The 24,858-nt window shown below is 40.3% G+C and carries 20 protein-coding genes; 9 read left to right on the top strand and 11 right to left on the bottom strand.

Translation table 11 applies throughout. From position 1 onward, the window contains the following. Positions 1 to 19 precede the first annotated feature (19 nt). A complete protein-coding gene (locus BW142_RS17585; RefSeq protein ID WP_024600038.1) occupies positions 20 to 724 on the bottom strand; it encodes a 2OG-Fe(II) oxygenase in 705 nt (234 codons plus the stop codon). A gap of 33 nt (positions 725 to 757) precedes the next feature. Here BW142_RS17585 and BW142_RS17580 point away from each other — a divergent pair, with 33 nt between their 5' ends. The 7 genes from BW142_RS17580 (at position 758) to BW142_RS17550 (ending at position 11,749) form a co-directional block, all read left to right on the top strand. Then, positions 758 to 1,156: an acyl-CoA thioesterase gene (locus BW142_RS17580; RefSeq protein WP_076925789.1), complete on the top strand. Its 399-nt coding sequence runs from the start codon at positions 758 to 760 to the stop codon at positions 1,154 to 1,156. A 200-nt stretch (positions 1,157 to 1,356) separates the two neighbouring features. After that, the gene (locus tag BW142_RS17575) at positions 1,357 to 2,331 is read left to right on the top strand and encodes an aldose epimerase family protein (protein ID WP_076925806.1); all 975 of its coding nucleotides are present in this window, start codon (positions 1,357 to 1,359) and stop codon (positions 2,329 to 2,331) included. A gap of 187 nt (positions 2,332 to 2,518) precedes the next feature. Beyond that, entirely contained in the window at positions 2,519 to 5,266 is a 2,748-nt protein-coding gene (locus BW142_RS17570) for a TonB-dependent receptor (RefSeq protein WP_076925788.1), read from the top strand. Between the two features lie 195 nt (positions 5,267 to 5,461). Further along, positions 5,462 to 6,988, top strand: a complete 1,527-nt coding sequence (locus tag BW142_RS17565) for a tryptophan halogenase family protein (RefSeq protein ID WP_076925787.1) — start codon at positions 5,462 to 5,464, stop codon at positions 6,986 to 6,988. Between the two features lie 12 nt (positions 6,989 to 7,000). Continuing rightward, positions 7,001 to 7,762 (top strand): SapC family protein, encoded by a 762-nt coding sequence (locus tag BW142_RS17560; protein WP_076925786.1) that lies wholly within the window; start codon positions 7,001 to 7,003, stop codon positions 7,760 to 7,762. 53 nt (positions 7,763 to 7,815) lie between these two features. Beyond that, positions 7,816 to 9,294 carry an SLC5 family protein gene (locus BW142_RS17555; protein ID WP_007580003.1) on the top strand — a complete coding sequence of 493 codons (1,479 nt, stop codon included), beginning with the start codon at positions 7,816 to 7,818 and terminating at the stop codon, positions 9,292 to 9,294. Between the two features lie 322 nt (positions 9,295 to 9,616). After that, positions 9,617 to 11,749, top strand: coding sequence for an alpha-galactosidase (locus tag BW142_RS17550; RefSeq protein WP_076925785.1), 2,133 nt, complete (start codon positions 9,617 to 9,619; stop codon positions 11,747 to 11,749). 197 nt (positions 11,750 to 11,946) lie between these two features. Here BW142_RS17550 and recG read toward each other — a convergent pair whose 3' ends face one another. Genes recG through asnC form a run of 3 tightly spaced genes read right to left on the bottom strand, consistent with a single transcriptional unit; the run spans position 11,947 to position 15,273 of the window. Then, positions 11,947 to 14,028 carry an ATP-dependent DNA helicase RecG gene (gene recG / locus BW142_RS17545; protein WP_076925784.1) on the bottom strand — a complete coding sequence of 694 codons (2,082 nt, stop codon included), beginning with the start codon at positions 14,026 to 14,028 and terminating at the stop codon, positions 11,947 to 11,949. A 58-nt stretch (positions 14,029 to 14,086) separates the two neighbouring features. Beyond that, positions 14,087 to 14,773 (bottom strand): tRNA (guanosine(18)-2'-O)-methyltransferase TrmH, encoded by a 687-nt coding sequence (trmH, locus tag BW142_RS17540; protein ID WP_076925783.1) that lies wholly within the window; start codon positions 14,771 to 14,773, stop codon positions 14,087 to 14,089. Positions 14,774 to 14,814: 41 nt separating this feature from the next. Then, positions 14,815 to 15,273 (bottom strand): transcriptional regulator AsnC, encoded by a 459-nt coding sequence (asnC, locus tag BW142_RS17535; protein ID WP_002958822.1) that lies wholly within the window; start codon positions 15,271 to 15,273, stop codon positions 14,815 to 14,817. A gap of 197 nt (positions 15,274 to 15,470) precedes the next feature. Here asnC and asnA point away from each other — a divergent pair, with 197 nt between their 5' ends. Beyond that, positions 15,471 to 16,466 carry an aspartate--ammonia ligase gene (asnA, locus tag BW142_RS17530; RefSeq protein WP_076925782.1) on the top strand — a complete coding sequence of 332 codons (996 nt, stop codon included), beginning with the start codon at positions 15,471 to 15,473 and terminating at the stop codon, positions 16,464 to 16,466. Positions 16,467 to 16,506: 40 nt separating this feature from the next. On the opposite strand, the gene BW142_RS17525 is transcribed toward asnA, so the two are convergent. The 5 genes from BW142_RS17525 to gmk all read right to left on the bottom strand — a co-directional run bounded on the left by BW142_RS17525 (position 16,507) and on the right by gmk (position 22,124). Next, entirely contained in the window at positions 16,507 to 18,114 is a 1,608-nt protein-coding gene (locus BW142_RS17525; protein ID WP_076925781.1) for a FapA family protein, read from the bottom strand. Between the two features lie 152 nt (positions 18,115 to 18,266). Continuing rightward, positions 18,267 to 18,659, bottom strand: coding sequence for a RidA family protein (locus tag BW142_RS17520; RefSeq protein WP_024600049.1), 393 nt, complete (start codon positions 18,657 to 18,659; stop codon positions 18,267 to 18,269). A 12-nt stretch (positions 18,660 to 18,671) separates the two neighbouring features. Next, complete coding sequence (gene spoT, locus BW142_RS17515) at positions 18,672 to 20,777, bottom strand: bifunctional GTP diphosphokinase/guanosine-3',5'-bis pyrophosphate 3'-pyrophosphohydrolase (protein ID WP_024600050.1); 2,106 nt, start codon at positions 20,775 to 20,777, stop codon at positions 18,672 to 18,674. 325 nt (positions 20,778 to 21,102) lie between these two features. Continuing rightward, positions 21,103 to 21,378 carry a DNA-directed RNA polymerase subunit omega gene (gene rpoZ / locus BW142_RS17510; protein ID WP_002958829.1) on the bottom strand — a complete coding sequence of 92 codons (276 nt, stop codon included), beginning with the start codon at positions 21,376 to 21,378 and terminating at the stop codon, positions 21,103 to 21,105. A gap of 125 nt (positions 21,379 to 21,503) precedes the next feature. After that, positions 21,504 to 22,124, bottom strand: coding sequence for a guanylate kinase (gmk, locus tag BW142_RS17505; RefSeq protein ID WP_024600051.1), 621 nt, complete (start codon positions 22,122 to 22,124; stop codon positions 21,504 to 21,506). Positions 22,125 to 22,373: 249 nt separating this feature from the next. Between gmk and BW142_RS17500 the strand changes: the two genes are divergently transcribed. Beyond that, positions 22,374 to 23,849 (top strand): NAD(P)H-hydrate dehydratase, encoded by a 1,476-nt coding sequence (locus tag BW142_RS17500; RefSeq protein WP_076925780.1) that lies wholly within the window; start codon positions 22,374 to 22,376, stop codon positions 23,847 to 23,849. A gap of 13 nt (positions 23,850 to 23,862) precedes the next feature. Here BW142_RS17500 and BW142_RS17495 read toward each other — a convergent pair whose 3' ends face one another. Beyond that, positions 23,863 to 24,300: a hypothetical protein gene (locus BW142_RS17495; protein ID WP_076925779.1), complete on the bottom strand. Its 438-nt coding sequence runs from the start codon at positions 24,298 to 24,300 to the stop codon at positions 23,863 to 23,865. 6 nt (positions 24,301 to 24,306) lie between these two features. Then, positions 24,307 to 24,771, bottom strand: coding sequence for a VOC family protein (locus BW142_RS17490; RefSeq protein WP_076925778.1), 465 nt, complete (start codon positions 24,769 to 24,771; stop codon positions 24,307 to 24,309). Between the last annotated feature and the right edge of the window lie 87 nt (positions 24,772 to 24,858).

Here is a 24,858-nt window from a genome sequence, read left to right as displayed (position 1 = left end):
TCATATAAGCTATGGTGCGCTAACTTTTTGGCGCACCATATATTTGTTCTGCACGATTAAACAGCACCCACGAGGTTAAAATATACTTATCGTTTGATACTGGCTTATTACCTCTATGAGTATGTGTAAAGTAGCCTGGGGCTATTACCATAGTGCCTTTTTTAGGTGCTATTTTACGATTTTGATAGTAAAACTCAGTTTCACCACCTTCTTCTACATCGTTTAAATAAAACATAAATAACAACACGCGATGCAAAGCTTCATTGTGTTGTAGCTGCGGATATACCTCACTGTGCCAGTAAGGATAGCCACCCTTATTTACTTCGTATTTTTGCGCCTGGATATTGCCAAGTCTAAAAATTTGCTGTACTAAAACAGGTAGTTGCGGTTTACCTACTTCTTCAAAATTGTCTTGAGTTAAATCGACTACTTCACCTGTTTTTGGGTGATAGACCTTTAATCCAAACGCCCCAATCATCATAAAAATATGTTCTTCAACATACTTAAAAACATGCTGTGCAGTCGTTTGTTGTATATGTTTTAATTGTTGTGCATATTCGGGGTGATTATTTAAATGCAGATCGTGGCTGTCTTTTTTCTTTAAGTCGACACCGCCCGATGTTACCCCTTGTTTTACATGCGGGCTTTGCGCGAATGTGGTAATAAATTCATCGCAAAACTCATCGCTTAATGCGTTATCAATAACGCGTATAAAGTCCGTCATGGTTTACCTTTATATAATTATTATTGGATTTTTATGTTTATTGAAAAAGTGATGCCGCGCTTTAGCGAAACAGATGCACTCGGACACATTAACAATACCGTACTCCCTGTATGGTTTGAAGTCGCGCGTGGACCTATTTTTAAGTTTTTTACACCGGACTTAAATCCACATGATTGGAAGTTGATAATTGCCAAAGTAGAAGTGTCGTTTGTAGGCGAATTATTTTATGGCCACGAAGTGACAGTAAAAACCTCTGTAGAGCATATAGGCACTAGTTCTTTTACGCTGAGGCAAGAAGCATGGCAACACGATAAATGCTGCGCAATAGGCAAAGCCGTGATGGTGAGATACGATTTTATCGCTAAATCAAAGCAAGCGCTTAGCGTTGACGAAAAAGCGGCGCTTAATGAGCATATTTACCAAAGCAGTTAACCTTACGAAGCTTATATTTTATATAAGCTCGTGCTGAGCTGAATTATTGTAAATATATGACGGCAACTGTAAATTTTTGTCGAGAAATTTTAACGCATTTAGATTGAGTTACAGGCTTCAGTTATATAGTATTTATAATATATATTGTTGCGCCGTTATAACAGGAAATGTTAATTCGGTAATTTGATTGGAGTATGCGTGTGACATCTATTGCCAGTGACCAACCTTTACAAGTTATTCAGCTCAGTGATGGTGAAAATTTAACAGCTGAAATTTTGCCGTTTGGCGCAATAATAAAAAGCATTAAATTTAAAAAACAAGAGATGACGCTTAGCGTCGATGACCCTCAATACTATCTTGAAAACCCATTTTATCTTGGCGCTACAGTAGGTCGATACGCTAATCGCATTGCAAAGGGGCGTTTTAACTTATCTGGTACGCAGTATCAACTGGAAGCAAATAACGGTCCTAATAGCCTGCATGGCGGCGTTAAAGGCTTTAATAAAGTACTTTGGCAAGTAACCAAACAAACTGAAAGTGAAGTTGAGCTTTATTATTGCTCTCCCGACGGCGAACAAGGTTTCCCTGGTGAGTTGCAGGTTTGGCAAACTATTAGCGCTAAAAACGGCGAGCTTACTCTGCACTTTAAAGCGCTAACCAATAAAGAAACGCTCGTTAACTTTACCAACCATTGTTACTTTAATCTTGATGGCAGCGAATCAATTAATGAACACCTTGTTCAAGTTAATACCAATTACTATCTTCCTATCGATAAAACCAGTATTCCACTTAATGAATCCGCTTTAGTTACAGGCACCTGCTTTGATTTTACCAAGCCAGCTCAAGTTGGTGCGGCATTAAGCGCTGTTCATCCTCAGTTAGAAGCTGGAAATGGCTTTGATCACTGCTATATTTTTAATGATGACAGCAGTTTAAAGACGATGGCTACATTAACTTCGCCACACACGAAGGTTAATTTAACCCTTAAAAGCACTCAGCCAGGTATGCAACTATATACTGCTAACTTTGTTGGTGCGCCTTTTAAAGCACGGCAAGCTTTGTGCTTTGAAGCGCAAAATTGGCCTGATGCGCCAAATCGTGAAAATTTCCCAAAAGCTAATTTATTGCCGGGAGAGGATTACGAGCAGGTTATTATTTACTCTTTTTCTGAGTGAATTCAGCCTTTCAATGTTAATTTAAAGAAAATTAAAAGCAAAAATACGGTGATTAAATGCTATCTATAATTCAGGAAAAGGTTGCACTTTTTGCTGTTTTAAAGTATTTATAATATAAATAGTATTTGAAACTATATGCACTACCACAACGACACAACGACTACACACAATCAGGAGTTTTTAAAAAATGATAATTAACAATAAGTTATCGTTCAACAAGAAAACCGCGATCAGTATTGCTATCACTGGCATATTGGCAAGCGGAAACGTTGCAGCTCAAGGCGCTGAAGGCAATACGCCTACAGTAGTAAATGAAGATGTTGAAGTTATCGCAGTAACGGGTATCCGCAGCAGCTTACGTTCATCAATGTTGGATAAAAAAGCATCTAATGTTGTTACAGACGGGATTAAAGCAGAAGATCTTGGTAAATTTCCTGATTTAAACGTAGCAGAATCTCTGCAACGTATTACAGGTGTAGCAATTGACCGTAGTGGTGGTGAAGGCCAAGCGGTAACTATTCGTGGTTTTGGTCCACAATTTAATACTGTACTTGTTAATGGTCGTCAAATTGCGACCGACAGCGCAGGTCGTGAATTTAACTTTGATGTATTGGCCGCGGATCAAATCACCGGTGCTGATATTTATAAAAGTAATACAGCAACTCTTCAAGAAGGCGGCATTGGCGGTACGGTTAACGTAACTACAGCACGTCCTTTTGATTTTGGTGGTTTACATATTTTAGGTTCAGTTAAAGGTATGTACGAAAGCCTTTCTGAAGAAGTATCTCCATCAACATCATTCTTAATAAGTAATACGTTTAACGATGACAAGCTAGGTGTGCTTTTTGCCATCACTAATCAACAACGTAAACTTCAAAATAACCAAATTTTAACGGCAGGTTGGCGCGGTGGCCAAACAATTTCTAACCCAACTGATGGTGTATTGTTTGAAAATGCTTACATTCCACGTAACTGGGACCAAGTAGTTGATGAGCAAGACCGCGAGCGTACAAATGCAAGTTTAGTACTTCAATACGCACCGTCTGACGATGTTACGATTACTGTTGATGGCATGATTTCAAAATTCGAAGTTGACTCAACAGTCCGCGATTTAGCATCTTGGTTTGAACCAGACCGCGTAGGCAGTGCAACGATTGATCCAGAAACAGGCACTCTTTTAACTTTCTCTCAAGAAGTTGGTTTAGGCGCGCCAAGTGGCGACCCTGCAAGTGACTTTGTATCGCATACACGTAATTCACGTGATGTAACTAATAAAGCATTTGGTATTAACGTTGATTGGCAAGTAAACGAGTCATTAAAAGCTAAATTTGATGTATCTCGCTCAACAGCCGAAAACGACCGTGCTGGTAGAGATCGTTTTAACGTTGTAGGTGTTATCAATAGCTATACTTTTGACGGTACAGGCAGCATTCCTACTGTACAGCATGACGGTTTTGAAAATGGTTCGCTGCCAGATCCAAGCCTAGCGCGTCTTCATTACAACGAAATTGGTAATCAATTTACAGATGAAGATGAAATTACTGAAGTAAAAGCCGATTTTGAATATGTGCCAGATAAAGGCCCAGTTGATCGCATTAACTTTGGTGCTTATCGCCAAGAGCGTGAAAAATCAAGCTTTCAAATCTTTGGTAGTCAATGTCAGTTCTGTGGTTATGGTACACAAGCACCACTTGATGCAATTGATTTTGAAGCATACCAAGCAAGCAATTACTTCCCAGGCTTAATCGATACATTCTACACCTACGACGGTGATAAAATGCTTGATTACCTAGCCGATCAAGGTTTCCCAGTAGAGCCAACGCTACAAAATAACCGTTACACAATTAACGAAGACATCACTAGCTTATACATGGACTTTACGCTTGGTTTTGACCTAGCTGATATGCCAGTAACCGTAAATATGGGTGCTCGTTACTCAGAAACTGATATTAAAGTTGCTGCAATACAAAGCTTTATTAGCGATGTAATACCAACATCTGACGCAACATTGTTTCAGAATGTTTTTGGGCCTGCAACGAACATCGAGCAAGGCACTAGCTACTCAAACTTATTACCGTCTTTCAATGTTAAGTTAGAGCTGCAAGACAACATGATTTTACGCTTTGCGGCGTATGACAGTATTACTCGTCCAACGATGTCTCAGCTATCTCCTGCGACAAACTTTAACGAGCCACGTCGTCAAAACTTAACGGCAAGTGGTGGTAATCCAGCACTTAAACCATTCCAATCAGAAAACTGGGATATTTCTTACGAGTGGTACTACAACGATGCTAACTTATTTAGCTTTGCAGTATTTAGTAAAGAAGTAGACGACTTTATTGTTACCCTAACAGGTGCCGAAACATACGAAATGTCTGATCGTTCAGGCCCTGATTTTGCGTGTACTACATGTACAGATCAAACAGATGACGAACTTATTGGTAGTTCAGAAGTTTACACTGTAAGTCGTCCTCAAAATGGTGAGTCTGCAACTGTAACCGGCTTTGAAGTCGGTGTTACTCACATGTTTGAAAATGGCTTTGGTTTTATTGCTAATGCAACTGTTGTGAATAGCGACATTAGTGTGGGTGACGATACTACACAAACATTTGCACTAGAAGGTCTTGGGGATTCACAAAACTTAATATTTTTCTATGAGCAAGAAAACTGGCAAGCACGTGTTGCATTTAACAACCGTGAAGGCTTTTTACGCTTAGTTGATAACGGCTTTAACGGTGAACCAGTGAACGTAGAAACTTACGGCCAGTGGGATATTAGTGCAAGCTACGATATTAACGAAAACTTCACTATTTTTGCAGAAGGCATCAACATCACTGAAGAAGAGTTAGTGCAAACAGGTCGTTTTGCTAACCAAATCTATTCAGTAGAAGATAATGGCTCACGTTACGCGTTTGGTATTCGCGGATCGTTTTAATTAATGATGGAGGCGTACTTTTCGCCTCTTAGTTTTCATTACAGCACGAAGGTGCTAATACCAATTAGGTTAATTTAGCAGTAATGTATATTAGTTAACCTAATTGGCTAAAATGAATTCACATTAAATCAAAATGCCCTAACGGGCATTTGTTGTATAAAACGTTATCAAAAAATACTCAAAGAGTAGTCCATTATGAATAAAGCAATAAAAACAGTAGCGGTAGTTGGCGGTGGTACAGCAGGATGGCTGAGCGCTGCAATTATAGCTTCGTATCACCAAGGTCAAAATGGTGACGGCTTAAAAGTGATGTTGGTTGAATCGTCAGACATTCCAACTATTGGCGTAGGTGAAGGTACCTGGCCCACGATGAAAAACACACTTCAGCAAATAGGCTTGCGTGAAGTTGATGTGTTTAAAGCCTGTAATGCTACCTTCAAACAAGGCGGAAAGTTTGTAAATTGGACGCATGGCAATAATGACTTTTACTACCATCCATTTACTGTACCGCTAGGCTACGGCCGTATAGATTTAGCCCCATATTTAGATAATGTTGAAGACTTTGCACAGCAAACTAATTTTCAACATGATATTTGCGAAGCAAGCTTAGCCCCAAGAGGTATAGCGCAAGGTGAATATCAAGGTAACTGTAATTACGCTTATCACTTAGATGCCGGCGCTTTTGCAGAAATGCTTAAACAACATTGTAAAAGTAAGCTTGGTGTAGAGCATATTATTGGTACTGTTGATCAGGTAAAACTTGATGACGATGGTGCAATAAATGAGCTTACTCTAAAAGATCAAACCCGCATTATAAGCGCCGATTTATTTATAGACTGTACTGGTTTTTCATCATTGTTATTAGGCCAAGCGCTCAACGTACCGTTTAAAAAAATGGACCACGTGCTATTTAACGACAGCGCACTGGCGATGCAAGTCCCTTACGATGAAAACGATGACTCCTTAGCCAGCCATACCATAGCAACAGCGCAAAACGCTGGATGGATTTGGGATATAGGTTTAACGCACCGCCGAGGTGTAGGGCATGTATATTCAAGCAAATTTTTATCAGACGATGAAGCAGAGCAAAACTTACGAAACTATTTAGGCGATGCAGCAAACGGTTTAACTGCCCGTAAAATTAGCTTTGAGTCGGGCTACCGTGAGAAGTTTTGGCATAAAAACTGTGTTGCAGTGGGTATGTCAGCAGGGTTTGTAGAGCCGCTTGAAGCAACCGCTATTATGCTTGTTGAAATTTCAGCACGCTTTGTAGCAGAGCACATGCCAGCAGATACACAAGTAATGCCTATAGTAGCTAAACGCTTTAACGAGCAGATGGATTACCGCTGGCAGCGTATTATCGACTTTTTAAAGCTGCATTACATGCTAACCAAGCGCCCAGAACCTTACTGGCAAGCACATGTACAGCCCAATACTATTCCACAAACCCTGCAAGAAGATTTACTTCTTTGGGGAAGCCGTGGCCCGCTTATTCAAGATTTTCATGGCGCATTAGAGTTATTCCCAGCCGCCAGCTACCAGTACGTTTTATATGGTATGGGCTTCAAACCAGACTTTACTAAACAGGCTTATTTGTATTCACAAGACGCGCAAGCCAAACAAATAATTGAACGTAACAGCCAGCTTACACAGCAGATGTTGCAAACTTTGCCGCCACACCGCGCTTATATTGAGCAGTGGTTAGCGGCTAACCCAGTTTAAGGATGTGTAACTATGGCTATTAGTGAACTAGTAAACACCAAACACCAAACATTAAAAATTAACCCTAATGCAGGTATTGAATATGCAAAAACGCAGCATTTAGTTAATTTAAGAGCTAACGAAGTGGCAAAAGCTGCATGCGACTTGCCTATATTTTTAGCACGAAATGCGCAAAACGGCAGTTATACCGTATCGGGTTTAACAAGCTTTAGTGCTGGGCAAAGTTTATTGGTTAATAACCACCAGTGGCAGGCGCTTTACACACCGGTATGTATACAAACTCACCCTCTTTATTTAATGACCCGTGAAGCAAATAGCAGCGACTACTTTATTGCGATTGATGATCAAAGCTCAGCCGTAAATACGCAGCAAGGCGAGGCACTATTTGATGCTAAAGGTAAGCCAAGCTTATTTTTAAATTCACAGCAAAAGCTACTTGAGAGCGATTTAAAAAATGATTATCAAACGTATCAATTTACCCAAGAAGTAGCGCGCTTAGGGCTTATTAAAAACATAGATATTGTATTGCAGTTTGAACAAGGCGAAACCCAAACTATTCAAGGTTTGAGCACCGTTGATGAAGACAAACTGCAAACTTTAGATAGCGATACCGTTGCAAACTTACACAAGCAAGGTTACCTAAGTGTGCTTAACAGTATGCTTATTTCACTGTTTCAGTTAAATGCATTGGTAAAGCTGCACAACCAACGTCCCGAACTTATGCCTTTAAAGCAAATTAAGTTAGAACTAAGTCGAGATGCGCACGCGCTGTAGCGTGCACTTTTTTATTACACAGACATTGCGTATAACGCGCAGGAGACACACACATGTCAGATAACATTTTACAGCTGGTGGTTTTTGTTTTTGTCACCGCTTTAATTGGTGGCCTTACTTATTGGAAATGCCGAGGCCAAAATCGCAATAACGGACAAAGCCAAACCAAAGAGTATTTTTTAGCGGGCGGTGGCCTTACTTGGATGTTTGTTGCAGGTTCAATCACATTAACTAATTTAAGTACTGATCAGCTTGTAGGTATGAATGGTAACCAAATGGCTTTACTGGTTTGGTGGGAGCTTGCAGCAATTATAGGTTTGATTATTTTAGCCAAAGTGTTCATTCCTGTTTATTACAAATACAACTGTACAACTACCACAGAGCTTTTAGAAAAGCGTTATAACAACAAACATATTCGCGCTGTTATTGGTGGTTTATTCTTTTTAGGTAATGCACTTATTTATATGCCAGCGGTTATTTATTCTGGCGCGCTATTTATGCAAACCATGTTTAAGGTTGATATTCCGCTAATGTATATCGCCACCGCATTTGCCATTATTGGTGCTGTTTATGCGTTTTTTGGCGGCCTGCGAGCAGTTGCTGTATCGGATACCTACAATGGCATACTTGTACTAGGCATGGCTGTTTTAGTCGTGTTTTTAGCACTTAATGCGATTGATTATGACTTTACGGGTATTCCTGAGGAGCGCTTAACACTCATAGGTGATGCTGACTCACCTATTCCGTGGCCAACACTTTTAACCGGTATGATCTTTATTCAAATGTATTACTGGGGTACTAACCAAACAATCACACAGCGAGCAATGGCAGCACCTAATGTTAAAGAAGCGCAAAAAGGTATATTTGCCGCAGCGGGTATTCGCTTTTTAATCGTCCCTGCAATTGTGGTATTACCGGGTATTATTTCGTTTAAACTTTATGGCGATATTGGCGACGCTGCTTATGGTCGAATTGTGGGTGATGTAATGCCAGCATGGTTAACCGGTGTGTTCGCAGCGGCAATGGCAGCAGCTGTACTCTCTACTTACAACAGCTTATTAAATTCAGCTACAGCACTATATGTGTGTGACATTCACGAAGCGTACTTTAATAAAGAGCCAAGTGTTGTAAAGCTAAGTGGTTACGTAACATTGCTACTAACAAGCTTAACACTGGTACTTGTACCAATTTACCAGCAAGCAGATAGCATTATTAACTTACTACAGCAATTAAATGGCTTATTAAGTATGCCTATATTCTCTATTTTTGTAGTGGGCTTATTATTTAAAAATGTTGATGCACGAGCGGGTATTGCTGCAGTAATTTTAGGTGTTGTAATGTACGGCATGCTTACATTTGCAAACTCACCACTACATACTGATATTCATTACATTCACTTAATGCCAATTACATTAATCGTATGTGTAGCTTTTGCATTGATAGTAAATAAAGTGGTATTTGGTTTGAATGCGCAGTGGGCAGGTAAAACACCGGCACTTGATGACGCAGGCCAAGCACAAGTACAAAAATAACGTATAAATAGTTTAAGCTGACAAAATCGGTCATGGGGAAACTCTGGCCGATTTTTTTATATGTATTAAAAGCAACATGACAACTTCAAAGCTAAGGTTAGTTTAATACTTTTTATTACAGTGGTACTTCCAGTGAGTTTATCTGACTATTTGCGATGTAAAGACTATCAAAATCTAATTTATATGATATATACTATTATTGTTGAATGTCACTGTCTAATAGATTGTGGCTCAAGCAATGAGATACATTTAGTACATAGTGTAGCTTACTAATTTTCGTTATATTTATAACTCATACAATGAACAAGAGGATAGGAAAATCATGGCCGACACTAAATCATTTTATCGATTAGACAGTGTAAACAGCACCGTTATTTTCGACTGCCAGAGCAAAACACCGGCGTTACTGTACTTTGGTAAATGCCTATCTGAGCAAACAACAGAAACAATGCTAACTCAGCTTGCTACGCGTCAAGAAGTAAAATGTGCCGTGGTTGAAGAAGCACCTATTTCTCTATCTCCATTACTAGGTGAGGGCTTTACTGGTGCGCCAGGGCTTGAGCTAGTAAACGACTCAATCGCATGGTCAGTAGGGCCAGAGCTTCAAGAAGTGCGTCAGCCTTCAGCCGCAACACTTGAATTTGTAAGCGTAGATAAGCTTCGTGGTATTGAAGTCGTGCACAGCATTACACTTGATAAAAACACTGATGTACTAAGCGCACATACTGTATTAACTAATTTAGGCGGCTTACCGCTAAGCGTGAACTTTTGCGCAGCACCAACATTTCAGCTACCAGATAGCGTAAGCAAAATAGTGAGCTTTGAAGGTCGTTGGTCAAACGAATTTCAACGTCAATCGGTTGATTTAGTTTTAGGCAGTTTTGTTCGTGAAAACCGTAAAGGCAAAACATCACACGATGTATTTCCAGGTTTGTTAGTGCATAACGAAAATGCAGGCGAGCAACACGGCGAATGTTATGGCTTTCATTTAGGTTGGAGTGGCAATAATAAACTACGTGCAGAGCTTTTAGCTGAAGGTCGTCGTTATGTACAAATGGGTGAGCTATTACTTCCTGGTGAGCTTACGCTTGCTAAAGGTCAAACGTATCAAAGCCCGAGCATTTATGGCTCGTTTTCGAGTGAAGGTTTTAGTGCGCTTTCTCGTAATTTTCATCGTTTTGTTAAAGCTAATTTACTTAGCCAAGCACAGCGTGAAAAAACACGCCCTGTGCATTACAACACATGGGAAGGTATATACTTTGATCACGACGTAGACACGCTTAAGCAACTAGCCGACAAAGTAGCGCCGTTAGGCATTGAACGTTTTGTACTTGATGATGGTTGGTTTAAAGGCCGCCGTGGCGATAACGCTGGTTTAGGTGATTGGACAGTAGATTATAAAATTTATCCAGATGGTTTATCACCCGTTATTGATCACGTGAATAGCTTGGGTATGGAGTTTGGTATTTGGTTTGAACCAGAAATGGTCAACCCTGATAGCGATTTATACCGCGCGCATCCAGATTGGGTTTTAGGATCTGAAAACAACGAACAGTTAAGCTTTAGAAATCAGCTAGTACTTGATCTAACGCGCTCTGAGGTTGTTGAGTACCTATACAAAGCCATCGACGATATTTTAGTTGAATACCCAACTATTAAGTACATTAAATGGGATATGAACCGCGATATTAACCATGCGGGTAATTTTGATGGTAAGCCAGCAGTGCACCAGCAAACATTAGCACTTTATCGTTTAATTGACCGTATTAAAGCGGCGCACCCAGGGCTTGAAATAGAAAGCTGTTCGTCAGGTGGTGCACGTGTAGATTACGGCGTACTTACACACACAGACCGTGTATGGACGTCAGATTCAAACGATGCGCTTGATCGCCTTGAAATACAGCGTGGGTGTTCGTTCTTCTTTCCATCGTCGGTTATGGGTGCACACGTAGGTCCACGCGATTGTCATATCACAGGGCGTAATGTAAGTATTGAAATGCGTGCTGCGGTATCAATGTTTGGCCACATGGGCATTGAAATGGACCCACGTGAACTGACCGATCACGAATACAATGCACTTAAAGCGGCAATAGCACTTCATAAAGAGCATCGTGAGTTTATTCATAGCGCCGATTTATACCGCTTAGATAGCGACGATTTATCAATTAACTTTGGTTTAATCGATGAGCAAAAAACAAAAGCGTTATTTGCCTATAACAGCGTTCGCGAAACACCGCGTACAGCGCCTAATAAATTACGTTTTGTTGGCCTAGATGGCGATGCGCAGTACACACTTAATTTAGTGTGGCCGGTAAAATTTGAAGAGTATCGCCCATCTTCTATTGCTGCGGTAAATGGTCAAACATTTACAGGTGAAGCACTAATGCAGTTTGGTTTACAAATGCCAATATCATTCCCGCAAACATCGCTTATATTTGAGCTTAACAAAGCTTAAATTTAACTAAGAGCAGTAAAAGGCGCTAATCGCTTTTATGCTGCTTAGCTTAGATATCAGTAGTCAGCTCTATATTGTTTAGAGCTGACTTTTTTATATCCTTTGTAAATGCAAACGAATAAATTTAGCATCTCTAACTGAGTAAGCTAATTTAGTAAATTAACTTAGTAAACTTAAAAGTATCGAAAATAGAGTGGTTACGCTTGCGCGTAATTTTGCTTATTACCCAACCAGCGTTGAATTAGTGGGTCAACAGCTTCAGGGTGTTGCTTAAGCATTTGCTGTGCAATCGGTCTTACTTGGTTAAGTATGTGCTTATCGCGGGTAAGGTCGGCAATTTTAAACTCGGCTAAACCTGTTTGTTTTGTACCAAGTACTTCACCAGGGCCACGAATTTCTAAATCGCGCTCAGCTATCACAAAACCATCGTTACTATCGCGTAGTACTCCTAATCGCTTTTGAGCGGTGTGAGACAATGGTGCGTGGTATAAAAGCACGCAATGCGATGCCGTAGCGCCACGGCCAACTCGCCCACGTAACTGATGCAGCTGTGCTAAACCTAAGCGCTCGGGGTTTTCTATAATGATTAAGCTCGCATTAGGGACATCTACACCAACTTCAATAACCGTAGTGGCAACTAAAACATGTATATTACCTGCTTTAAACTCACTCATAATGGCTTGTTTTTCAGCTGATTTCATTCGGCCATGTACTAAACCAACATTTAGCTCTGGTAGCGCTTCTTTTAACTGCAGTGCGCTGTCCTCCGCTGCTTGGCATTGCAGTACTTCAGATTCATCAATAAGTGTACACACCCAATAAACCTGGCGGCCTTGCTCGTTACACGCTAATTTAACGCGAGCAATAATATCGTCTCTGCGAGTATCAGGAAGTGCCACTGTTGTGATTGGCGTACGCCCTGGTGGCAGCTCGTCAATCACAGAAGTTTCTAAGTCGGCGTAGGCGGTCATAGCAAGCGTACGTGGGATAGGTGTTGCGGTCATAACTAGTTGATGAGGGTAGCAATCACCAAACTTACCCTTTTCGCGTAGTGATAAACGCTGGTGGACACCAAAGCGGTGTTGTTCGTCAATAACGATAAGCACTAAGTTATTAAACTTAACTTCATCTTGGAATAAAGCGTGAGTACCTACAATCATTTGCGCCTCACCAGAGGCGATTTTTTCAAGTGTTGCTACGCGCTCTTTGCCCTTAGTTTTACCGCCAAGCCACGCAACTGTTATACCTAGTTGATTAAACCACGTTGTAAAATTAACACCATGTTGCTCTGATAAAATTTCAGTAGGTGCCATTAAAGCTACTTGAAAGCCCTGGGCAATGGCTGTTAGTGCACTAAGTGCTGCTACTAGGGTTTTACCTGAGCCTACATCGCCTTGTACTAAACGCATCATGGGATACGCGTGTTGCATGTCACCTTTAATTTCAGCAACTACGCGGCTTTGCGCATTTGTGGGTGCAAAAGGAAGTTGCTCTAAAAATTGGCTTTCTAATGTGTTGACCGGATTTAATGCTACGGCTTTAACTTGTTGCCCTTGCTCTCTTACTTTTAATAAGCTGAGATTTTGTGCAAGTAATTCTTCAAATACAAGGCGCTGTTGAGCAGGGTGAGTACCTTGTTCTAATGCAGTTACATCAACATCATTAGGTGGGCGATGCAGTAATAATAAGGCGTCGCTTAACGCCATACTTGATAGCTGCCATTTTGAAGGCAGCAGTTCTTCTACTGAATATTTGTTTAGTAAATCAATAGCCTGTTCGCTTAAAGCTCTAATCGATAGCTGCTTTAAACCTTCGGTTGTTGAATAAACGGGCGTTAATGTCGTCGCTACCGGCTGCTCGTTAGAGGTATCGCTGATGCTGTATTCAGGATGACTCATTTCAAAGCCAACACGGCCTCGGCGTATCTCACCAAAACAACGTATTATTTTACCTGCACTAAATGCGTTCTTTTGTGCGGCGGTAAAATTAAAAAATCGTAGTGTTAGCCTGCCAGTACCATCATTGATTTGGCAAACAAGCATGCGCCTTTTACCAAACGTTATTTGGCTTGTTTCAATTGTGGCTTCAACACTTACGTGGCTATGCAGTGACAACTCGCTAATCGCGTATAAGCGAGTACGATCTTCGTAGCGAAGTGGCAAATGAAAAAGCATATCTTGCACAGTTAAAATACCTAGCTTTAGCAAACGCTCAGCCATTTTTGGGCCGACCCCTTTGAGCTCTGTAATTGGGTATTGATTTAAGCTAGGTTTAGACAAATTGTATCAATCTTATTATTTGTGAGTAAGTTAAGTGTACTTACAGAGCTTTAGTCCATCAAGTATGTTTTAAAGCTTGCCAAAATTGCTCATCAGCGACGATTTCGCCATTTTCATCAAGTGCTGGGTAGGGTAATTTTTTTTGTTTACACTGCCTTGCAATAATAGGATGGCAACCTTCAAAGTAAAGTGGGTGCTTAACTTCGGCGCTCAGCATATCTCTATTATATAAACCAGCCAGCTCACGTTGACGCTGTGCTTCAAACAATATTAGCGCAGCAGCAACCGAAACATTTAGCGATTGCACCATGCCTTGCATTGGAATAATAATATTTTGATCGGCATATTCTAGGGCTTTTTCTGATATCCCTGTTTTTTCTTGTCCAACAATAATGGCCGTTGGCTTGGTGTAATCTACTTCTCTAAAATCAACTGCATCTTCTGACAGGTGAGTCGCTAATATTTGTATTTCTGGATTGCGTTCACGCATTGCCACTACAGCATCATCAATATTTCTATGCAGGTGCGTCTCTAGCCAGTTTTTACTGCCACCCGAGGTATTGTTTGTTAGCCATTTTTGTTTTTCAGGCCATACAGCATGTACGTGATGGCAACCAACCGCATCAGCACTTCGTACTATTGCCGATAAGTTATGGTGTTTATGCACGTCTTCTAAGCACACGGTTAAGTCTGTTTGACGGCGCGAAAGTACATCTTCGATTCTTTGATAGCGAGTTTGCTGCATGGTTATCCTCTTTTTTCGGCAATTATACGAGATTTTTACAGTTAAGGCATTACCGTACGGCTAATTGGGTTTTGTAGAGAAATAAGTGTTTCTGTTGATTGGATTGCTTCTATTGCCTGTATTTTATTAATCAGCACATCTTGTAAGTGATCAATGGATTTTGTCATTACTTTTATAAATATACTGTAGTTACCTGTTGTGTAATAAGCCTCTACCACTTCCTCCAATGCTTCTAGCTTTATAAGTGTTTGTGGATAATCACGTGCGTTATTTAAATTAATACCTATAAAGCAGCATACATCGTAGCCTAGCTGTTTAGTATTAATCGTTAATTGAGTTCCTGTAATGATCCCTGCTTGCTTCATTTTTTCAATTCTTACGTGAATTGTCCCCGCGCTTACATTAAATCTTTTTGCTAATTCGGCGTACGCAGTACGGGCATTTGCCATTAACGCATGAAGTATCTGTTTATCGAGATTATCGATTAAATAATTTTCCATTATATTTTTCTCATAAAATTATCGAATATATGGTTTTTATACCACTTAATTAATGCTTTTTATATATTAAAGCTATTTTTGTTATGGGATGTTGAATTAATCCTTCAAATCGTTACATTAACTTCATTAAGGGCGCTAGTTAGAGCGCTTTTTATCAATTAAGCAAGTAAAAATAACTGGGAATGAGGCCAATTATTATGAGTTCACACTATGTGCAGCAACAGCAGCAAATAAGTAAAGTTAAGCAATTTTTTTCACAACAACTAGAAACCCAACTTGGGTTGGTTGAGGTTCAAGCCCCAATTTTGGCTAAAGTGGGCGATGGCACGCAAGATAACTTAAGCGGCCATGAAAACGCAGTTGCTGTAAATGTGAAAGCGATTACAGATAGCCGCTACGAAGTGGTGCATTCACTGGCTAAGTGGAAACGTAAAACACTGGCTACTTATGGCTTTAGTATTGGTGAGGGTATTTACACTCAAATGAAGGCCTTGCGCCCAGATGAAGATTCATTAAGTCCTATTCATTCTGTATATGTTGATCAGTGGGATTGGGAAAAAGTAATTAGCGAAACGACAGAGCGTTCGCTGGCAACACTAAAGCAAACTGTTCAGTCTATTTATAAAGGGATAAAAGAGACGGAAGCTTTTGTAAGAGAGTCTTATGGTTTGGCGTCTTTTTTACCGGATGATATTAAGTTTGTGCACAGTGAGGAGCTACGTAAAATGTATCCTGATTTTAGTGCTAAGCAACGCGAAAAAGCCATTGCACAAGAATATGGTGCTGTATTTTTAATTGGTATTGGTGGCGTGCTTGGAGATGGCAAAATTCATGATGTAAGAGCCCCAGATTACGATGATTGGTCTACGCCAACATGCGATCAATACATGGGTTTAAATGGTGACATTTTAGTATGGAACCCAGTGCTTGAAGATGCATTTGAAATATCATCAATGGGTATACGTGTAAGCCCTGAGGTTTTAAAAGCGCAGTTAAGTACAACAGGGGATGAAGATCGCTTAGATTTTGATTGGCATAAAGCGCTACTACAAAGTAAATTCCCGCAAACAATTGGCGGTGGAATAGGGCAGTCGCGCTTAGTGATGCTATTGCTACAAAAGCAGCATATTGGTCAAGTACAAGTGGGTGTATGGCCGCAGCAAACACATGTTGAGGTAAGTGGTTTACTTTAAAACATGAATTAATTTGAGTGCTCAATAGAGCACTCTGTTCTTAGCTTGTTTTAAACTCTATTTCAATTTTGTTATTCAAAAGTTTAACGTTGCACGGAGGGTAATTACGGATTGTTTTTAGCACTTTATCAAAAATATGAATTTCTACACCTGAATGCAAAACAGAATTTACCGCTAAATTAGCGTCGCTAAGTAAATCGTGCAAGTCGTGGTCTAAGTTTGAAAGACGTTTTTCTAATAGCTCTGCTTGCTCACAATAATGTTTTTGAGTAGCGCCAATTTTGGTGATTAATATTTTTTTCTTTTCGGCATCCTTCACTAAATCAGTTTTTTCTAGCGCTGCTTGAAGCGTATCTAATTGTGCATCTGTTTTAGCTAAGTCTTTAAAGCAATTATCAGTATCCGCTGTTATTTCGGCGCCCGAAGCCGCTAGGTTAATAATCATTTTAGCGCCTGATTCATTCCCTATTTCGCCAGCAATGAGAGTTGTTGCATCAAGTATTTCGCCACCAAATATTTTACCCTTAGGTAAGTCTGGTTGGCCTACTTGCAGTAAGCGCTTAGCTTTCATTACACAATGGCTTGTTTGGCGATCAATAAAAATATTATTCGCATCGAGGTAGCAATACTGTGAGTGAGATACATGAATATCACCCAGCGCAATTAGTTTGCAAGAAAGTGATTTACTATCCACTTTTTGATGGCCAATAATACCTTGTTTAACAGTGATGTTTCCGCCTGCGGTAAGCTCGCCAGATTCAACCGTGCCAAATATAGTAATATCGCCTTTGGCAGTTACTTTCATCCCTGGGTCTATATTGCGAGTAACAATAACACTGCCTTGAAAGTCAATATGGCCGCTTTTTACATTTACATCTGAAATGGTAAAAATATCGTCGACACGCATGCCATTATTAATTTCAACCGGAACACCTGCAATAGTAGAGACTAACTCAAGCGGATTCATTTTTGATATTTCAGTGCCTTCGCCAGCCACTAATTGTTTATTTTCTCCGGGTTTTGCAGGCAGTATGTCACCTATTACGGTAAATCCTTCTTTACCGGGAGTTGCTGGTTGTTGGCGAATAAGCACAGAGCCAGGCTCTACGCTTGCAAGCTTGCCAAAGTCGCGCATGTCCACACTGCCGTCTTCTTTGAGTTTGGGCGCTTTTAAACGATCTTTTAAAGTTTCTACCGTTGTTATTAGTTTAGTGGCTAAACCATCGCTTGGGAGTCTACCTTTAGCTAATATCCCCTTAACGACAGATCCCGCAGAGTGTTCAGATTGTTTTTGTAGCAGCTGTTCTAAAAAAGCTTGTTTATACCCACGCACAATACCTGCTTTAACGAGTTGTTTTTTTGCATCTTCTAAGCTTAATAACTTTCCACCTTGGGCAAGCGTTAGCTCGCCAATGGCCAGCATTTTATCGTCGCTAATTGTTACATTTAAAGTGGCATTGTGTTTTGTTGCTACAACCAGAGTTTGTTGTGTGTTTTCGTTTTTAAAAAAATCATTAATAGCGTCATGATCTATTTTACAGTCGCAAAAAGCTGACTTTTCGAGAGCCTCTAAAATAAATGCAGCGCTGGGAGGAATATGTTCTTTTACATCAAGTAAAACATTTCCATTGTTGGCAAGCTTAAACACGAGTTAATCCTTTTTTACTACTTAAGTTAAGTTTGTTTTTTAAAACACAACTACAGATTGCTAGAAATTTACATTTGAGTCAAGAAGTCAGAGAAAACGAAGTGCGGAGCGAGAAAATAAAGGCTATAGAGAAGCTCTATAGCCTGTAATACTTAATTGGTAGAAGGTAATTCCATTATTCCGTCTATTTCAACTTGTGCACCTTTTGGGAGTGCACGAACACCTAATGCAGCTCTCGCTGGGTAAGGTTGTTTAAAGTATTGGCTCATTACTTCATTTACAGTGGCGAAGTTAGATAGATCTGTTAGGTAAATATTGATTTTAACTAAGTCTTGGATTTTTCCGCCTGCTTCTTCACATACCGCAGTAATATTTTTAAATACTTGATGCGTTTGCTCACTGAAGTCTTCTGAAATCATTTCCATCGTTTCTGGAACTAGTGGAATTTGACCAGATAAATAAACAGCGGTACCTACTTTAACTGCTTGGCTGTAAGTGCCAATAGCTGCAGGTGCTTTGTCGGTAGAGATAAATGCTTTATTCATGTGTTTCCTATTTTATTTTTTACGATAGACTTTTTGCACATCAGGCATAACGCGAATGCGGCGCATAATGTTGGCAACGTGGATACGGTTTTTAACGGTAACCCCTAAATCTATCACGTATAAATTACTTTCTTTTTCATCAGTGGCAATTTCTACAATATTGGCTTGGGTTGTAGCAACAACATTGGTTAGCTTAGCTAACGCGCCTTGATGGTTAATAATTTCAACTCTCAGAGCTGCAATATATTCTTTTTCTGGGCTATCGTCCCATTTTACAACTAAGTATTTAGAGCGCTCATTTTCCCAACCACGAATGTTTTTACACTCTTGGCGGTGAACAGTCAGGCCTTTACCTTGGCTTATGTGAGCCGTAATGGCATCACCTGGTACAGGTCGGCAGCACTTAGAGTAATTCACTAACATGCCTTCAGTACCAATAATGGTCGCTTTGGCTTGGTTTGTTATATCAGTTAAATCGTCATTGTCATTTTGCAATAAGCGCTTGGCAATTAACATGCTCATTAAGTTACCAGAGCCAATTTCTACCAACAACTCTAAAACTGTGGAGAGTTCGTGTTCTTCAAGTACTCTCGCTATATTTTCATCAGCAATACTATCTAGTTTGTTTTCGCCTAATGCCGAATCAAGCAAACGACGCCCTAAAAGCATAGCTTCTTCATGATGCTGGCTTCTAAGGTAATTACGAACACCTAAGCGTGCTTTACCAGTAACAATAAAGTTTAGCCATGTTGCATTAGGGTGGGCACCTGAGCTTGTTATTATCTCTATGGTTTGCCCTGTATCTAATGGCCTACTTAAAGGATGTGGCTTGCGATTAACGCGTGCGCCTACACAAGTGTTGCCTACATCAGTATGAACTGCATACGCAAAATCGACTGCGGTAGCGCCCATTGGTAGCTCAACAATACGACCATCAGGTGTAAATACGTAAATTTCTTCTGGGAATAGCTCAGTTTTTACATTTTCAATAAATTCAAACGATGAACCCGCACTTTGCTGAAGCTCTAATAAGCTTTGCATCCATTGGCGAGCACGTTGCTGCGAAGTATTACCTGCACCATCACCTGATTTTTTATACATCCAGTGCGCCGCTACACCTTTGTCGGCCATCTGATCCATATCGTGAGTACGAATCTGAATCTCAACAGGTATTCCGTGTGGGCCAACTAATGAAGTATGAAGCGATTGGTAACCGTTAGTTTTTGGTACTGCAATATAATCTTTAAAGCGTGTTTCTATAGGCTTATAAAGACTATGAGCCACACCTAATACGCGATAACACGTATCCATAGAATCAACTGCAATTCTAAACGCGTAAATATCCATAACTTCGTTAAATAGCAGTTCTTTATTAAGCATTTTTTTATAAATACTATATAAATGTTTCTCACGGCCTGACACAGTCGCTTTAATGCCTGACTCTTCAAGACGTGCTTCTATTTCGTGTTGGATATTAGTGATAACTTCTTTGCGATTACCACGTGCTTTTGCTACTTCAGATTTAAGTGCGCGATGACGCATAGGATATAAAGCTTGAAAACCTAAGTCTTCAAGCTCATTTTTAATATCGTGGATACCTAAACGGTTTGCTATTGGCGCGTAAATTTCAAGCGTTTCACGTGCTATTCTGCGGCGCTTATCTGGGCGCAGTGCCCCTAAGGTACGCATATTGTGCGTTCTATCAGCAAGCTTGATTAAAATAACTCGAATATCCTGAGTCATTGCCATGATCATTTTACGGTAGTTTTCGGCTTGGAATTCTTTTTTATCTTTAAAGCTAAGTTTATCGAGCTTACTTACACCTTCAACGAGTTCTGCCACTGTTTCGCCAAAAATTTCGGCTAAATCTTGTTGGCTAAAATCAGTATCTTCAATTACATCGTGCATTAGCGCGGCCATGAGCGTTTCATGGTCAAGATGCATGCCTGCAAGAATTTGGGTTACTTCAACAGGATGAGTAATATAAGGTTCGCCACTTGAGCGAGTTTGTCCTTCATGGGCCTCTCGGGCTACCACGTAAGATTTTTGAACCAGCTCTACATCAGCAGCGGGCAAGTATTCTGAAATTTTCTTTTTAAGACCTTCAAAAAGATACATTCACACTCCAATGTTCTAGGGCCTGTTGACCTTTCAGGATTAAAATTTGTTCAATCTAGGGGCGATTTAATCGCGGCGCGAGGTTTTTAGCCTAGCGGGCTAAGTAAAAATCGAGCAACAAAGAGTAAATTGCCCCTAGGCAGAACCCTTTGGGCAGCTCATGTTTGGCATTTATGCAAGCATACTACTGCAAATTTAACCTCGAAAGATAGACAGCCCTAGTGAAGCAAATTAGGTAAGTTACGAATATACGATGAAATGAAAGGATTGCCAACGGCTATAGTAGAAATACTGCGCCGTTGGCTAAATCAGACCGGGAGGTCGATTATTGGTTGCCACCAACAATGGCAGCAACAGCAGCTAATTCTGCTGCTTCTTGGTGTTGTTGTTCTTCACGGTCAATTAAGTCCATTGAAGAGCTATCAACTAAACCTAATTCAATTTCACGTAAAGCAACTACCGTTGGCTTATCGTTTTCAGGGTCTACTAGTGGAGTTTTACCACCAACAGCAATTTGGCGGGCACGACGAGCCGCAACTAAAATTAAGTCAAAACGATTACCAACTGCATCTACTGCATCTTCAACTGTTACGCGGGCCATCACAGCACTCCAAAAATAATTTAAAAGCAAAGGCGTAGTTTACTCCAAGGAGCCACTTTCGCCAATAGCCAGTGTTCAATTTTTATCAGTTTTACTTGCCTAAGCCTAATTTAAGTAGGCTTAAATTATTTAAGCAGACTATTTAGTAAAACTTGATGACGATCTTCTTGGGTTTTTAGCGTTAAGCGCTGAGCCATTACAATTGTTTCTATGTCGGCAAGTGCGCTCTCAAAGTCATCATTAACAATTACAAAGTCGTATTCGTTATAATGTGATGTTTCAGATTGTGCTTTTGCCATACGAGAGGCAATAACTTCAGCCGAATCTTGGCCACGGTTATTTAAGCGTTGCTCTAATTCTTCTTTTGAAGGCGGTAGAATAAAAATAGTTTGTACGCTTGGCATAATTTTGCGCACTTGCTGAGCGCCTTGCCAATCAATATCTAAAAACACATCAATACCCGCATCAAGCTGCGACTCAATAGCCTGCTTTGATGTGCCGTAGTAATTATCGAATACTTGAGCCCATTCAAAAAAGTCATCTTTGGCAATAAGCGCTTTAAATTCGTCTGTAGATACAAAGTGATAATGCACGCCATTTTCTTCACCTGGGCGAGGGGCGCGAGTTGTATGTGATACAGATACTTTCATGTCAGCGTGTTTTTTTAATAACGCATTGATTAAGCTTGATTTACCAGCACCAGAAGGGGCTGACAAAATAAATAAGTTACCGCGAGTTTGTGCCATTTTTTTCTCTACCTAAAAATAAACAGGCCTGGGTTACAAGTAAGCCAAGCCTTTAATTAACTGCATTGTACTTTAATTAGCTCACCTTGCTCAAGTTAGACGTGCTCATGTTGGTCATGCCCAAATTGGCTTGGGCGTATCTTGCTAAATTACATTTTAAATAAAATTGCAGTTTAAATTTATCAACTGAACTAGCCGTTGGATATAAGTATTTGATAAGGTGAAGTATCACCTAGTAAAGGAGCCTTTATGCTTAATAAAACCTTATTTACCGCACAACAAGTAAGAAACAATGAAGCTTTAGCGGCTAAAAACAGTCATTGTGATTTATTTACCCTGATGCAGCGTGCAGGCGAGGCTGTATATAAGCAATGGCAGTTATTTGATGCACAGCATACATTAGTTATTGTTGGCCATGGTAATAACGCTGGAGACGGTTACGTTGTAGCTAGGCTTATTATGCAATCAGGTAAAAAGGTAACAGTATGCGCTGCTGAACCCGAGAAGATATTAACCGGTGATGCAGCAAAAGCGCAGCAGTTATGGATTGAAGCGGGTGGGGAAGTTTCTCATTTTACAAAAGATGCCCTTAATGAGTGCGATATAGTTATTGATGCGCTCTTTGGTACTGGGCTTAAAAGCGCAGTGCGTGATCATTTTGCGAATATAATTAAGGCTGTAAATAACAGTGGTAAGCCCGTAATAAGCATTGATATTCCATCAGGTATTGAGGCTAATACAGGGCAGCCTTTAGGGTGCGCTGTACAAGCGACTTCAACCGTTACCTTTGTGGGTATAAAGCAAGGGCTCACAACTACAGCAGGTAAACAATATAGCGGTAAGTTAGTATTTGATGATTTAGCAATTGGCGATGCATTTACTTGTATAGCGCAATCATCAGGAACCCTGATTAATATTAATAGCTTTAAAGGAATAGCCACGCGAGCAATCAATAGTCACAAAGGAAGCCACGGTAAACTTTTATGTGTTGGTGGCAATCAAGGTACTGCAGGTGCAATTAGGTTAAGTAGTGAAGCAGCTCTTAGAACGGGTGCTGGCATGGTAAGAGTGTATACACACGAAAGCTCAATAACGCCTATTAGCATTGGCAGACCAGAACTTATGGTAAGCAGTAATAACTTATATCAAGCGCTAGAGTGGGCAAGCTGCGTTGTTATTGGCCCAGGGCTTGGGCAAGACGAATGGGCACAGCAAACATTCGATGAAGTAATGCAATATTGCCAAAACAATAAAATGCCATTGGTTATAGATGCAGATGCCCTTAATTTGCTAGCTAAGCAAGCTTCATCATACACGTTAGAGCAATGCGTACTTACGCCACATCCCGGCGAAGCCTCTAGACTGTTGAGTGTGAGCACCAGCGAAATCGAATCTGATCGTTTTAATTATGCCCGCCTTTGCGCCAAGCGCTATACCGCGACTTGTGTATTAAAAGGGGCTGGAACGTTAATAGATAATGCTCAGCAAACGTGGGTATGTGAAGATGGCAACCCGGCATTGGCAGTTGGCGGCAGTGGCGATGTACTCACTGGTATTATTGGTGCATTACTTGCTCAAGGTTTAAATATTGATGAAGCAGCACGCTATGGTGTAACACTGCACGCTAAAGCCGGTGATATCGCAAGTGAGCGAGATGGGCAAAGGGGCATGCTACCCAGTGATTTATTCGCAATTGTAAGAGAGTTAGTTAATAAAGAGACGTGAGTTTAAGCGTCACTCAACTATTAGTGTTCGGTTTTAAATTGTGGAACGTTATTGCACCCACTAAAAAGCATACACCCACATAAAGCCAAACACTGCTCGCTATAATATTCCACGTATCGGCTCGTATTAATGCGGGGATAATTATCGTACTTCGTATGATACACAAAGTTGCAATAGCAATTAAAGCGGTTCTAGTAAGTACTATGTTACGCACTAAACCAATTGCTGATAAGGCAAATACAGTACATGCAAACATGAGTCCAGCTATTACAATACTACCTAAAGGCGCAAGGAATGTACCTTGCTGTGATGATTCTATTATTTGTATTGGAGCGCGAGCAAATATAAACCAACTAGTGCCACCCCATATACAAAGTAAATGCCATACAGCCGCTGCAGATGCGATAACTCCTGCGCTTAATAAAAATTTTGCTTTTATATTTAACAGCATTTTATCTCACTGATTATTAAGCTGTAGTAGATCCCATTTTGTACCATATAAATCTTCAAAAACCACTACGGTGCCATAGGGTTCTACTCGAGGTTCTTCGTTAAATGTAACGCCTTTAGAAAGCATTAAATTATAATCTCGCCAAAAGTCATTGGTATGCAAAAATAAAAACACGCGACCACCTGTTTGATTACCAATAGCACTCATCTGTTCGGGCGTTGTGGCTTTAGCAAGCAGCAGATTAGTCCTGCTCGAATTAGTTTCGTTTGAATTAGCCCCGTTTGAACTAGCCCCGTTTGAACTAGCCCCGTTTGAATTTGGAGGTGAAATTAACACCCAGCGTTTACCATCTTCTAAGTTAGTATCCTCTACTAACTCAAAGTTGAGCTTTTGAGCATAAAACTCAATGGCCTCGTCGTAGTCCTTAACAACTAATGCAATGCTGCCGATATGCTGTTGAACGTTAGTCATGCTTAGTTTACTCCGTACTCTTAAATAAATGTGTTTTATATCAGATTAGTAAACGTTTACGCAGGGTATATGCCCGTAGTGTGTAAT

The sequence above is a fragment of the Pseudoalteromonas sp. EB27 genome (assembly GCF_001974875.1).
GTDB lineage: Bacteria > Pseudomonadota > Gammaproteobacteria > Enterobacterales > Alteromonadaceae > Pseudoalteromonas.
Note: the sequence above shows the minus strand (reverse complement) of the source record. Positions and strands in the feature narration are given on the sequence as shown.